The organism is Microbacterium terrisoli (genome assembly GCF_030866805.1).
Classification (GTDB): Bacteria; Actinomycetota; Actinomycetes; order Actinomycetales; family Microbacteriaceae; genus Microbacterium; species Microbacterium terrisoli.
Genome location: NZ_CP133019.1, coordinates 2913771 through 2926324, shown reverse-complemented (window position 1 = coordinate 2926324; position 12554 = coordinate 2913771). Strand labels below are relative to the sequence as shown.

Here is a 12554-nt window from a genome sequence, read left to right as displayed (position 1 = left end):
ACCGTCGGGACCGATGCTAGTACGTTCTCGATGAGAACGGACCGCGTAGACTCAGAGAATGACAGAGCATCGCACAACCTCCGTGCAGCGCACGGGCGACATCCTCCGTCAGGGGGCGTCGTCGCTGGTTCTGCGCGAAGCATTCTTCAGGGTTCGGCGCTTCGACGATTTCCAGCGCACGCTCGGTCTGTCGCGATCGGTGCTGGCGCGCACCCTCAAGCTGCTCGTCGACCAGGGCATCCTGGACCGGCGCCGATACCAGGAGCGGCCGGACCGCTACGAGTACATCCTCAGCGAGGCCGGGCTCGAGCTCTACCCGGTGTTCTTGGCGATGAAGCAGTGGGGTGACAAATGGCTCGGCGATGACGCCCGCGAAGTGCTGCTGTTCCACAAGACGTGCGGTCATGCCTCGAGACCGGCGATGACCTGCGACCATTGCGGCCAGCCCATCCACGCACGGGAGATGCGCTACACGATCGAAGAGGATGACGCGCTTCCCGACGCCGGGGCGTGACCCGTCGCCGGCTGTCAGGCCCGGAACCGCGCGGCCAGCTCCTCGGGGATCGGCGCGGCCCGCATCCCCCGCTCGGGGTCTGTGATCGTCCACACCCGGGTCTCGAACCCTTCCACGCACACGACGTCGTCGCGGGTCAGCGTGTGGCGGATGTCGAAGCTTCGGGCCTTGACCTCGACGATCTGCGTGGTGATGCGAACGTCGTCGCCGAACCGGCACGGGGCGTGAAAGGTGGCCCGTGTCTCGACGATCGGACAGCCCAGCGCGTCGAATCGGATCAGCATCTGCTGTTTGGGCCAGCCTGCGGCTTCGTACAGCATCGTGGTGCCGTGATCGAACCAGCGGAAGAACTGCGGGTTGAAGACGATCCCGGCGGGATCGCAATCCCCCCACTCGACTCTCCGCAGCAGCGTGTTCGACAGCATGACAGGCCTTCTCTCTCATCCACGTCTGGCGTTTCACGGCCGACAGGCTTAGTCTGGAGTCAGTTCTAAATAAGAATCTACTACGCCGAAGATCTACCACCCCAAGGAGGCACGCCGTGGCCGAGACAAGTCTGCAGTCGATGGTGGACTCGGAGGAGAGCATCGTCGCTCGCTTCTATCGCAATCCTCCCAAGACGGCGCTGAACATCTTCGGCGTGATGATGCCGGTGGACGCGGTGCGCGCGGAGTTCACGACCTGGCGCGACGAGCAGCAGTCCTGGCGCAAGACCATCGCCCTGCACGACCAGAGCTACCACATGCACAACCTGCGGGTGCGGGGCAAGGACGCGCTGGCGCTGTTCACGAGCCTGGGCATCAACTCGTTCGCCACATTCCGTCCGGGTGCGGCGAAGCAGTTCATCGCCTGCTCGCCGGAGGGGTACGTCATCGGCGACGCGATCCTCTACTACCTCGACGAGGAGGACCTGCTGCTGGTGGGCAACCCGGCATCCACGGATTGGGTGCAGTTCAACGCCGAGACCGGCGACTTCGACGTTCAGGTCGACCTGGACCCCGTGTGGGCCCTGAACACCGGCAAGCGTCGCCTCGTCTACCGGTACCAGGTCGAAGGCCCGAACGCCTACGACCTGCTCGAAGAGCTCAACGGCGGCCCGCTGCCCGAGATCAAGTTCTTCCGCTCGGCCACGATCCGCATCGCGGGCCACGACGTCCGCGCGATGCGGCACAGCATGGGGGGAGTCCCGGGGCTCGAACTGTCCGGCCCGTGGGATGACCGGGCCGACGTGAAGACCGCCCTCGTCCAGGCCGGCCGCAAGCACGGGCTGCGCCAGATCGGATCGCTCGCGTACTTCAGCACGGTGATCGAGTCGGGATGGTGGGCCGTCCCGTTCTCGGCGGTCTACACGAGTCCCGCCCTGCGCGACTACCGCGAGTGGCTCTCCGACAAGAGCGCATCGGCACGGATGTCGCTGGGAGGCAGCTTCTTCTCCGAAGAGCCCTCGGACTATTACGCCACCCCATGGGATCTCAACTACGGGCACATCATCAAGTTCGATCACGACTTCATCGGACGCGAAGCGCTGGAGAAACTCGCCGATCAGCCCCACCGCAAGAAGGTGACACTGCTGTGGCACCCCGATGACTTCACCGAGGTGTTCCGCCGGCTGGTGGGCGACGGCCCCACCGCTCAGCACATCGACCTGCCGGTCGCGGCGACCGGACGACTCCACTACGACAAGGTGCTCGACGATGCCGGCACGCTCGTCGGCTTCGGCACCTATCCCGCCTACAGCTACAACGAACGGGCGATGATGTCGCTGGGCTCGATCGACGAGGCCTTCGCCGAACCGGGCACGCAGCTCACGCTGGTCTGGGGCGAAGACGGCGGGGGCAGCCGCAGCGGCGGACGCGTCGAGCCGCACGAGCAGATCCGCATCCGCGTCACCGTCGCGCCCACCCCGATCGGCGATGTCGCCCGCGAGTACCGGGTCGCATCGAACGCGGAGCTGGTCTCCGGCTCGCCCGAGTGAGGTCGCGTCGGGCCGCCGGTGCGCCGCTGGACCCGGCAGCGTGGCAGGATGCCGTGTGACGGGTCCTGCAGCAGCCGCGCGGTGCGGATCGAACCAGCAGGGCGGACCAGGCGAAGGAGCCGGCATGGACGAGGCGGCGGTGCGCAGGTTCGGGGGCAGAACGGCGATCGTCACGGCCGCCAGCCGCGGTATCGGGTGGGCCATCGCCGCCCGCCTGGTCGCTGAGGGCGCCCGGGTCACGATCACGGGCCGTCGGCCTGACGCCTTGGCCGAGGCCGTCGAGCGGCTGGGCGGGCCCGAGCACGCCCGGGGCATCGCCGGCCACGCCGACGACCCTGCCCATCAGCAGGATGCCGTGGCCCGCACGATCGAGGCCTTCGGAGGGGTCGATCTGCTCGTGAACAACGCGGGCATCAACCCCGCGTACGGTCCGCTCATGGACGTCGACCTGGACGTTGCGCGCAAGATCGTCGAGGTGAACGCCATCGCAGCCCTCGGCTGGACCCAGCAGGTGCACCGCGCGTGGATGGCGGAGCACGGCGGCGCGATCGTGAACATCGCGTCGCTGGCAGGCCGGCAGCCCGCGCCCGGCATCGGACTGTACGGGTCGAGCAAGGCCATGCTCATCCACCTGACCGAAGAGCTGGCCGTCGAGCTCGGGCCGGGCATCCGCGTCAACGCCGTCGCGCCCGCTGTCGTGAAGACGCGGTTCGCCACCGCCCTTTACGAGGGCAAGGAGGAGTCCGTCGCGCAGGCCTATCCGCTCAAGCGTCTGGGTGAGCCCGACGACGTCGCCGGCGCCGTCGCGTTTCTGCTCAGCGACGACGCCGACTGGGTCACGGGTCAGACGCTCGGCATCGACGGCGGCGTGTTCCTCACCGGTGGTGGCATGTGAGCGACCTGCCCGGACTGGATCTGGCCGCGCTCGCGCCGTGGTTCGCCCAGAACGTTCCGGATGCCGCGGCCGACCTGCGCGCGCAGCTCATCGTGGGCGGCAGGTCGAACCTCACCTATCGCATCGAATCCGGTCCGCGTGGGTGGGTGCTGCGCCGCCCGCCCCTCGGGCACGTGCTCAGCACCGCGCATGACATGGGGCGGGAGTTCCGGATCATGTCGGCGCTCGCGCCGACCGACGTTCCGGTGCCGCAGCCGATCGCGCGGTGCGACGACCCTGCTGTGATCGGCGCCCCGTTCTTCGTCATGCAGTTCGTCGACGGCACCGCCTATCGCTCGGCTGCCGCGCTCGCCGCCCTCGGCGCCGACCGCACACGAGCGATCTCCGAGCGGCTCGTCGATTCTCTCGCCGCGCTCGGTCGCATCGACCCGGTCGCTGTGGGCCTGGCCGACTTCGGTCACCCGGACGGGTACCTCGGGCGGCAGGTGCAGCGCTGGTCGCGCCAGTTCGCCGCATCCCGCACACGCGAGCTGCCCGCCGAAGGCGCGCTGCACGATGCGTTGGATGCGGCGGTGCCCGCCGAATCGTCGACGGGAATCGTGCACGGAGACTTCCGCCTCGACAACGTGCTGGTCGACGCCGCCGACCGGCCGGCGGCCGTCATCGACTGGGAGATGGCGACCCTCGGCGACCCGCTCGCCGATCTCGCGCTCATGATCGTCTACCAGCGCTCCGCCGCGATGCTCGGGGCCGCCGTCGCCGACGCGTCGCTCGCGCCGGGCTATCTCACCGAGGCCGAGACCCTCGAACGGTACGCGACGGCGACGGGCCGCGGCATCCCGCGCTTCGGCTGGTATCTGGCGCTCGCCTCGTACAAGCTCGCCGGCATCGTGGAAGGCATCCATGCGCGCTTCACCGAGGGCATGACCGTGGGCGCCGGCTATGAGCGGATCGGCGAGCTCACCGCGCCGCTGCTGGACGCGGGCCTGGCCGCGCTGAGAGAGGACGACTGATGGACTTCGGGCACGACGCACGCACGACCGCCCTGATAGGCGAGGTCGACGATTTTCTCGAGCAGCATGTGCTGCCGGCAGAACCCGTGTTCGCCGCCCAGCTCGCCGAGCTGCCGGACAGATGGGAGTGGGATGCCGCGCCCGCCCTGCGCGAGCTGCGCGCCGCAGCGCGCGGCCGGGGCCTGTGGAACCTTTTCCTGCCCGGCGACAGCGGTGCGGGATTGTCGAACCTGCAGTACGCGCCGCTGGCCGAGATCACCGGCCGCAGCCTGGACCTCGCCCCGGCGGCGTTCAACTGCGCGGCCCCGGACACCGGCAACATGGAGGTGCTCGACCAGTTCGGCACGCCCGCGCAGAAGGAGCGGTGGCTGCGACCGTTGCTGGACGGCGAGATCCGGTCGGCGTTCGCGATGACCGAGCCCGACGTCGCCTCGTCTGATGCGACGAACATCGCCACCTCGATCGTGCGCGACGGCGACCACTACGTGATCAACGGCCGCAAATGGTGGATCACCGGCGGCATGAACCCGAACTGCGCCGTGTTCATCGTGATGGGCAAGACCGACCCGCAGGCCGCACGGCACCGGCAGCAGTCGATGATCCTCGTGCCGCGCGATACGCCCGGTCTCGAGGTCGTGCGCGGCATGCACGTGCTCGGCTACGACGACCACGAGCACGGCGGTCACGCCGAGCTCTCGTTCACCGAGGTGCGGGTGCCGGCGGGCAACCTGATCGGCGGCGAGGGCGACGGCTTTGCGATCGCGCAGGCGCGGCTGGGACCCGGGCGAATCCATCACTGCATGCGCCTGATCGGCATGGCCGAGCGGGCGATCGAGGCGATGTGCGTCCGCGCGTCCGAGCGGGTGGCGTTCGGCCGACCGCTCGCGCAGCAGGGGGTGATCCGCGAATGGATCGCCGAATCGCGGGTGCGCGTCGAGCAGCTGCGGCTGCTGGTGCTCAAGACCGCCTGGCTCATGGACACCGTGGGCAACAAGGGTGCGCACACCGAGATCCAGGCGATCAAGATCGCCACTCCGGCCACCGTGCAGTGGATCCTTGACAGAGCGATCCAGACGCACGGCGCGGCAGGCCTCTCACAGGACCTCGACCTCGCCCGGCTGTACGCGGCCGCCCGGACGCTGCGTTTCGCGGACGGACCCGACGAAGTGCACCGCAACGCGCTCGCGAAGGCCGAGCTGGGCAGGCACGCGCGCTGACCTGCCGGCGGCCGAACGCGGCACGCGTCTGGGCGCCGTCGTGCCACACTGGAGCGCGTGCACGACTTCCTGCCCAGCGACCAAGCACTGCACGAGGCGCTGCAGCAGCTGATCGACGCGAAGAACGCGCCGGGCACACCGCACGGCGACCCGGTCGCCCCGCTCGATCTGCCCGAGGCGCTGCCGGCGCACGGCATCGGCGGCCGCGCCGCGCTGGCGGCGCTGGCCGGTCCCGCGCTGACCCGGCCGACCCGGGTGGATCACCCGGGCTTCTTCGCGCACATGGATCCGCCCACGCCGTGGGTGACGTGGGCTGCCACCCAGTGGGCGGCGGCGATGAACCAGAACCTGCTGCACACCGACTCGGCCCCTGCGGCGCGGCTGCTGGAGCGCCGTGCGATCGAATGGCTCGCACCCGTGTTCGGCATGGACGGCGGCCATCTCGTGCCCGGCTCGAGCCTGGCCAATCTGACCGCGCTGTGGGCGGCGCGGGATGCCGCGGGCGTGCGGCGCGTGATCGCCTCCGAGGTCGCACACGTCAGCGTGGCCAAAGCCGCGCGGATTCTGGGGCTTCCGCTGACCACCGTGCCGGTCGACGCCGCGCAGCGGATGCGCGCCGATCTGCTGCCGGACGACCTGTCGGACGCGGCCGTCGTGCTCACGGCCGGTACGACCGCGACAGGAGCCGTCGATCCGCTGGATGCGGCATCCACCGCCCGTTGGCGCCACGTCGACGCCGCGTGGGCGGGCCCCCTGCGCCTGTCGTCGCACACGGCCGTGCTCGACGGGATCGAGCGCGCCGACTCCGTGGCCGTCTCGGCCCACAAGCTGCTGTATCAGCCGAAAGAGAGCGCCCTGGTGCTGTTCGCGGATGCCGCGGCAGCGCACGACGCGCTGAGCTTCGGCGGAGGCTACCTGGCGGTGCCCAACATCGGGCTGCAGGGGTCGCATGGGGCCGCAGCCCTGCCGCTGCTGGCGACTCTGCTGGCGTGGGGCCGCGACGGGCTGGGCGCGCGCATCGACGCCGACCTGGCGCTGGCCGAACGCCTGGCCGCGCGGATCGCCGCCGAGCCCGAACTCGAGCTGTTCGCGCCGTCCGTCACCGGGGTCGTGGCCTGGCGGCCACGGCACGCCGACCCGACCGCGGTGCGCGAGCGGATGACGGATGTCTGGGTCAGCACGACCGTGATCGGCGCACAGACGTGGTTCCGGTCGGTCGCGGCCAATCCGTTCGCCGATCCCGACCTCGTCGTCGACGCCGTGCTGGCCGCACTGGGCTGACCCACACGCCGGGGATCAGCTCAGGCCTCACCCTACGAGCTCTGAACGCCGGGGTCCGGGCTCACGGGTGTTGCGGCGGCATCCCGTTCATGCGGCGGGATGAGCTCCGGACCTCCGGCCGGGTCCGGTGACCAGTCGACGAGATCCCAGCCGTGGTCGGGGTCGCCGTCCAGCTCGATGATCGCGGTGTTGTGCAGTGCCGTGTGCTCGAGCAGCGCGACATTCAACCCGTGCACCCGGGCGCTCGTCCAGACGCGGATGGCCGCGCCGTGCGAGAAGACCGCGACGCCCTGGCCGGCGAGGGCGGTGGCCTGGGCGATTCCACGGTCGAATCGGGTGAAGAACGACGTGCCGTCCTGCTCGGCACCCGGCATCCGCGCCGTCATCTCGCCGCGCGCCCACGCGAACGCCGTCTTCACATAGGAACGCACCGAGTCACGGTCGCCGCGCATCTCCAGATCGCCGGCCTCGATCTCCTGCAGCCCGTCGATGACCACCGGCTCGAGTCCGCGCTGGGCGGCCAGCGGCGCCGCGGTCTGCGCGGTGCGGATGAGGGGTGAGACGGCGACGGCGTCCACGGCGCGGCCCTGCAGCGCTGCCGGGACCGCGTCGGCCTGCCGGCGGCCGAGGTCGGTCAGGCCCGGGCCCGGCGCGCCCGTGTCGAGCCGCCCCGCGACGTTCGAGGGAGTCTGACCGTGTCGCACGAGAAAGAGACGCATCCCCCCATCCTCGCCTAGTCGAACGCCGCCGCATCCTGCGTTCACGTGCGTGTGATGAATCACATTCTGGTGGCCGAGTGCGCGCGAGTGATCTCTCCGATCGTTCGGCGTCTTGGGAAAAGACCAGATGAAAGGCGGTATCTAGGCAGACTGCAGACGGGTGTTATCTGATTGTTACCGCTCACATCTTGTGGCTGAATTTGTGAGCGCTAACATTCTGAGAACCGGCATGGGGCCGGATTCGCCGGGCTGGGTCTCAGCCCTCGACAAGGGAGTCAATGCAATGAAGAAAGGCATCTTCGCGGCTGTGGCCGCAGTCGGACTTGCCGCGATGGCCCTCACCGGGTGCTCGTCGAACGCCGGTTCGTCCGGCGCAGACGCGGGCGCGGCCGGTGGCACCGTCAAGGTGGGCTTCTCGCAGGAAGGCGCCGAGAGCGGGTGGCGCACCGCCAACACCAAGTCGCTGCAAGAGGCGCTGTCCTCCGAGAACGGCTTCAAGCTGACGTTCTCGGACGCGCAGCAGAAGCAGGAGAACCAGATCGCCGCGATCCGCAGCTTCATCACCCAGGGCGTGGACGCCATCGTCTTCGCGCCGGTGGTGGAGACCGGATGGACCGATGTGCTCAAGCAGGCCAAGCAGGCGGGCATCCCGGTGATCCTCGAGGACCGCGACGTCAACGCCGACGACCAGCAGTACATCACCTCGCGTGTCGGCGACGACTTCGAGAAAGAAGGCGAGACCGCCTGCAAGTGGATCACCGACAACTTCAACGGCAAGGGCGCGAACATGGTCGTGCTCGAGGGCACCGCCGGCTCCAGCGCGGCCAACGACCGCACCACCGGTTGCGCGAAGGCCATGCAGGGGTCTGACATCAACGTCCTCGACCAGCAGGACGGCAACTTCACGCGTGCGCAGGGCAAGACCGTGATGGAGGGCTTCCTGCAGAAGTACGGCAACAAGATCAACATCCTGTTCGCGCAGAACGACGACATGGGTCTGGGCGCACTCGATGCGATCAAGGCCGCCGGCCTCACGCCGGGCAAGGACATCAAGATCGTCACCGTCGACGGCACGCACGACGGATTGACAGCCGTCGCCAACGGCGAGTTCAACTACGTCGTCGAGTGCAACCCGCTGCTGGGCGACCAGGTGGCGCAGGTCGTCAAGGATGTCGTCGCCGGCAAGTCGGTCGACAAGCTGTACCTCGCCAAGGACCTGGCATTCGACCAGGCCGCCGCGAAGGCGGCGCTGCCCGACCGCAAGTACTGATGGTTCCGGCTGTCGGGGGCGGCTGGGCCGCCCCCGACAGCCGATCCACGGCAGAGGAGCCGCATGAGCAACGACATCGTCGCCGAACTGCGCGACATCTCCATCACCTTTCCCGGGGTGAAGGCGCTCGACGGCGTGGACCTGGTGCTGCGCGCCGGTGAGATCCACGCGCTGATGGGCGAGAACGGGGCCGGCAAGTCCACCCTGATCAAGGCGCTGACCGGCGTCTATGCGATCGACTCGGGCACCGTGACCGTCGGCGGATCCTCCCGGCATTTCACGGGGACCGCCGATGCGCAGGATGCGGGGATCGCGACGGTCTATCAGGAGGTCAATCTCTGCGAGAACCTCACGGTCGGCGAGAACGTCATGCTCGGCCGCGAGGTGCGCGGTCCGTTCGGCATCAGCTGGCGGGCGACCCATCACCGCGCGGCGCAGGCGCTGGCCGGGCTCGGCCTGCGCATCGACCCCCGCTCGCTGCTCGCGTCGCATTCGCTCGCGGTGCAGCAGCTGGTCGCCATCGCCCGTGCCACCGTGCTGGACAGCAGGGTGCTCGTGCTCGATGAGCCGACCTCGAGCCTGGACCGCGGAGAGGTCGAGCAGCTGTTCGCCGTGGTGCGCCAGATGAGCGCGCGCGGCGTGGCCGTGCTGTTCGTCTCGCATTTCCTCGACCAGATCTACGAGCTGTGCGACCGCATCACGGTGCTGCGCAACGGACACCTCGTCGGCGAGTACCCCACGGAAGATCTGCCGCGACACGAGCTCATCGCGAAGATGCTCGGCCGTGAGGTCGAGCATCTCGACGAGATCGGGGAACGCGCCGAGCAGGCCGCGCAGCCGGCCGCCGGGGTCCCGGTGGTGCGCACCGAGGCGCTGGCGCGCAAGGGTGCCGTCGAGCCGTTCGAGATCACGATCCTGCCGGGAGAGATCGTCGGCTTCGCCGGCCTGCTGGGTTCGGGGCGCACCGAGTCGGCGCGCCTCATCTACGGCGCTGACCACGCCGACGGCGGCAGCATCCGACTGCATGACCGGCTCACCAAGGTCAGCAGCCCGCGCACGGCGCTCGCGCACCGGCTCGCCTTCTCATCCGAAGACCGACGCAGCGAGGGCATCATCGCCGATCTGACGGTGCGTGAGAACCTCGTGCTGGCGGTCCAGGCCAAGCGCGGCTGGTGGCGTCGGGTGCCCAAAGCGCAGCAGGATGCCATCGTCGAGCGGTACATGACTGCGCTCGGGGTGCGCCCGTCGGACCCCGACGCGCTGATCCGCAACCTCTCCGGCGGCAATCAGCAGAAGGTTCTGCTGGGGCGGTGGCTGGCCACCGAACCCGAGCTGCTCATCCTCGACGAGCCCACGCGCGGCATCGACGTAGGGGCCAAAGCCGAGATCCAGACCGTGATCGCCGACCTTGCCGCCGACGGCCTGGCAGTGCTGTTCATCTCGTCGGAGCTCGAAGAGGTGGTGCGCCTGTCGCACCGTATCTACGTCCTGCGCGACCGGCGTATCATCGGCGAGATCGCCGAAGGCGCCGACATCGATGTCGATCGCATCGTCGCCCTCATCGCGGACGACAAGACGGGGGAGAAGGCCGCATGACCATGCTCAGACGTATGATGCGGCATCCCATCTTCTGGCCCGTGCTGGCCCTCGTGGTGCTCATCGTCGTGAACACGCTCTCGCGACCGAGCTTCCTCAGCATCACCGTCAAGGACGGCGGACTGTACGGCTCGCTCATCGACATCATGCGCAACAGCTCGCAGCTCATGCTGGTCTCGCTGGGCATGACCCTGGTCATCGCGACCCGCGGCATCGATCTGTCCGTGGGCGCCGTGCTGGCGGTGTCGGGAGCGGTCTCGCTCACCATCATCGGCTCGTCGGACAGCCCCGGTGATCTGGGCACGGTGACCGTGGCCATCCTCACCGGGCTCCTGGTGACCCTGGTGCTCGGCATCTGGAACGGGTTCCTCGTCTCGGTCGTGAAGATCCAGCCGATCATCGCGACGCTGCTGCTCATGTTCGCCGGGCGCGGCATCGCGATGCTCATCACGAAGGGGCAGATCACCACCATCAACAGCCCGCCCTACCGCTATCTGGCCTCCGGCCACCTGTTCGGGCTTCCCGTGGCGTTCCTGATCGCGGTGGTCGTGGTCGTCCTGGTCTCGATCGTGGTGCGGCGCACGGCGCTGGGGATGCTGCTGGAAGCGGTCGGCATCAACCCCGAGGCCAGTCGGCTCGCCGGCGTCCAGTCGCGCGGCATCATCTGGATGGTCTACGCACTCTCGGGCGTGCTGGCAGGACTTGCCGGCATCCTCTACAGCTCCAACATCATGGCCGCCGACGCCAACAACGCCGGGCTGAACATCGAGCTGGACGCGATCCTCGCGGTCGTCATCGGCGGAACCTCGCTGATGGGCGGCAAGTTCTCGATCTCGGGGACCGTCGTGGGTGTGCTGGTCATCCAGACCCTCACCACCTCGATCACCTTCCTCGGCGTTCCTCCGGCGGTCACCCCACTGTTCAAGGCGCTCGTGGTGATCGCGATCTGCCTCGTCCAATCCCAGAAAGCGCGTGACATGCTCTTCTCCCGACGTCGCCGTCGCACCGCAGCTCCCGCGGTGGCTGTGGCAGAGGCCGAGACCGAGGCGGTGGCACGATGACCGTCGACACCGCCGCCGCTGTGCTGCCGTTCGAAGAGCGCAGCGTCCTCACCCGTGTGAAGTCGGCTGCCGGCGCATGGCTGCCGGTGCTGGCAGCCCTCGGCATCCTCATCCTGATGCTCGTGGCCGGACAGCTCTACTTCGGCGACTTCATCTCGCCGCGCCTGATCTCAGCGCTGTTCGACAACAATCCTTACCTCATCGTGCTGGCGATCGGCATGACCTTCGTCATCATCACCGGCGGCATCGATCTGTCGGTGGGCTCGGTGATCGCCTTCAGCGGCCTGCTGGGCGCGCAGCTGTTCGCCGCGGGCCTGCCGGCGGTGGTCGTGCTGCCGCTGATGGTGCTGTCGGGGACCGTGATCGGCGTCATCATCGGCATCATGGTCGCCGTGTTCGACATCCAGCCGTTCATCGCATCGCTGGCGGGCATGTTCCTCGCGCGCGGTCTGGCCTACGTGACGAGCTTGAAGTCGCTGCCGATCAAGGACGACACGCTGAACTGGCTGCTCGGTGAGAGCTGGGGCGGGGGCGGCTGGTACGTGACGCCCGGCGTCGTCCTGGCGCTTGTGCTGGTGGGTGTGGCGACATGGATGCTGCACTACACTCGGTTCGGACGCACAGTGTATGCCGTCGGCGGCGGTGAGCAGTCGGCGCGGCTCATGGGGCTCGCGGTTGATCGCACCAAGTTCCTCGTCTACGTCATCAGCGGAACCTGCGCCGGCATCGGCGGCGTGCTGTTCGCCTCGTACACGCAATCCGGCAACCCGCTGGCGGGTCTGGGCATGGAGCTGCAGGCGATCGCAGCCGTCGTGATCGGCGGCACGATCCTCACCGGCGGCAGCGGCTACATGATCGGCTCGCTGGTCGGTGTGCTCGTGTATGGTCTGATCCAGATCGCGATCACGTACATGAGCGTGGACTCGTGGTGGACCTACATCGTGATCGGGATCATGCTTCTTGTGTTTGTGGTGTTCCAGCGCGCCCTGTCCGCCCGCCGAGGCGGGTGAGGG

12 protein-coding genes are annotated in these 12554 nt (G+C 68.6%); 10 read left to right on the top strand and 2 right to left on the bottom strand.

Annotated elements, in window-relative coordinates:
• The first annotated feature begins 58 nt into the window (after positions 1-58).
• Entirely contained in the window at positions 59-514 is a 456-nt protein-coding gene (locus QU603_RS13260; RefSeq protein ID WP_308491850.1) for a winged helix-turn-helix transcriptional regulator, read from the top strand.
• A gap of 14 nt (positions 515-528) precedes the next feature.
• On the opposite strand, the gene QU603_RS13255 is transcribed toward QU603_RS13260, so the two are convergent.
• Entirely contained in the window at positions 529-939 is a 411-nt protein-coding gene (locus QU603_RS13255; protein WP_308491849.1) for an acyl-CoA thioesterase, read from the bottom strand.
• Between the two features lie 116 nt (positions 940-1055).
• Here QU603_RS13255 and QU603_RS13250 point away from each other — a divergent pair, with 116 nt between their 5' ends.
• The 5 genes from QU603_RS13250 to QU603_RS13230 all read left to right on the top strand — a co-directional run bounded on the left by QU603_RS13250 (position 1056) and on the right by QU603_RS13230 (position 6895).
• Positions 1056-2489 carry an aminomethyl transferase family protein gene (locus QU603_RS13250; RefSeq protein ID WP_308491848.1) on the top strand — a complete coding sequence of 478 codons (1434 nt, stop codon included), beginning with the start codon at positions 1056-1058 and terminating at the stop codon, positions 2487-2489.
• A 124-nt stretch (positions 2490-2613) separates the two neighbouring features.
• A complete protein-coding gene (locus QU603_RS13245; RefSeq protein WP_308491847.1) occupies positions 2614-3384 on the top strand; it encodes an SDR family oxidoreductase in 771 nt (256 codons plus the stop codon).
• Positions 3381-4397, top strand: a complete 1017-nt coding sequence (locus tag QU603_RS13240; RefSeq protein WP_308491846.1) for a phosphotransferase family protein — start codon at positions 3381-3383, stop codon at positions 4395-4397. Before QU603_RS13245 ends, QU603_RS13240 begins: the two co-directional genes overlap by 4 nt.
• Complete coding sequence (locus tag QU603_RS13235; protein ID WP_308491845.1) at positions 4397-5614, top strand: acyl-CoA dehydrogenase family protein; 1218 nt, start codon at positions 4397-4399, stop codon at positions 5612-5614. The genes QU603_RS13240 and QU603_RS13235 overlap by 1 nt, the downstream gene beginning before the upstream one ends.
• Before the next feature lie 57 nt (positions 5615-5671).
• Positions 5672-6895 (top strand): pyridoxal phosphate-dependent decarboxylase family protein, encoded by a 1224-nt coding sequence (locus QU603_RS13230; RefSeq protein ID WP_308491844.1) that lies wholly within the window; start codon positions 5672-5674, stop codon positions 6893-6895.
• A 32-nt stretch (positions 6896-6927) separates the two neighbouring features.
• Here the strand turns inward: QU603_RS13230 and QU603_RS13225 are convergent, their stop codons facing one another.
• Positions 6928-7614 carry a histidine phosphatase family protein gene (locus QU603_RS13225; RefSeq protein ID WP_308491843.1) on the bottom strand — a complete coding sequence of 229 codons (687 nt, stop codon included), beginning with the start codon at positions 7612-7614 and terminating at the stop codon, positions 6928-6930.
• Positions 7615-7897: 283 nt separating this feature from the next.
• Here QU603_RS13225 and QU603_RS13220 point away from each other — a divergent pair, with 283 nt between their 5' ends.
• The 4 genes from QU603_RS13220 (at position 7898) to QU603_RS13205 (ending at position 12551) form a co-directional block, all read left to right on the top strand.
• On the top strand, positions 7898-8884 hold the full coding sequence (locus QU603_RS13220; protein ID WP_308491842.1) for an ABC transporter substrate-binding protein: 987 nt from the start codon (positions 7898-7900) through the stop codon (positions 8882-8884).
• A 63-nt stretch (positions 8885-8947) separates the two neighbouring features.
• Positions 8948-10480, top strand: coding sequence for a sugar ABC transporter ATP-binding protein (locus QU603_RS13215; protein ID WP_308491841.1), 1533 nt, complete (start codon positions 8948-8950; stop codon positions 10478-10480).
• Positions 10477-11541 (top strand): ABC transporter permease, encoded by a 1065-nt coding sequence (locus tag QU603_RS13210; protein ID WP_308491840.1) that lies wholly within the window; start codon positions 10477-10479, stop codon positions 11539-11541. The genes QU603_RS13215 and QU603_RS13210 overlap by 4 nt, the downstream gene beginning before the upstream one ends.
• Complete coding sequence (locus QU603_RS13205) at positions 11538-12551, top strand: ABC transporter permease subunit (RefSeq protein ID WP_308491839.1); 1014 nt, start codon at positions 11538-11540, stop codon at positions 12549-12551. Before QU603_RS13210 ends, QU603_RS13205 begins: the two co-directional genes overlap by 4 nt.
• Positions 12552-12554: the final 3 nt, after the last annotated feature.

Bases quoted from the DNA above. Each gene is read 5' to 3' on its own strand.
- QU603_RS13260 (WP_308491850.1), top strand. From the start codon at position 59: ATGACAGAGCATCGCACAACCTCCGTGCAGCGCACGGGCGACATCCTC.
- QU603_RS13255 (WP_308491849.1), bottom strand. From the start codon at position 939: ATGCTGTCGAACACGCTGCTGCGGAGAGTCGAGTGGGGGGATTGCGAT.
- QU603_RS13245 (WP_308491847.1), top strand. From the start codon at position 2,614: ATGGACGAGGCGGCGGTGCGCAGGTTCGGGGGCAGAACGGCGATCGTC.
- QU603_RS13235 (WP_308491845.1), top strand. From the start codon at position 4,397: ATGGACTTCGGGCACGACGCACGCACGACCGCCCTGATAGGCGAGGTC.
- QU603_RS13225 (WP_308491843.1), bottom strand. From the start codon at position 7,614: ATGCGTCTCTTTCTCGTGCGACACGGTCAGACTCCCTCGAACGTCGCG.
- QU603_RS13220 (WP_308491842.1), top strand. From the start codon at position 7,898: ATGAAGAAAGGCATCTTCGCGGCTGTGGCCGCAGTCGGACTTGCCGCG.
- QU603_RS13215 (WP_308491841.1), top strand. From the start codon at position 8,948: ATGAGCAACGACATCGTCGCCGAACTGCGCGACATCTCCATCACCTTT.
- QU603_RS13210 (WP_308491840.1), top strand. From the start codon at position 10,477: ATGACCATGCTCAGACGTATGATGCGGCATCCCATCTTCTGGCCCGTG.
- QU603_RS13205 (WP_308491839.1), top strand. From the start codon at position 11,538: ATGACCGTCGACACCGCCGCCGCTGTGCTGCCGTTCGAAGAGCGCAGC.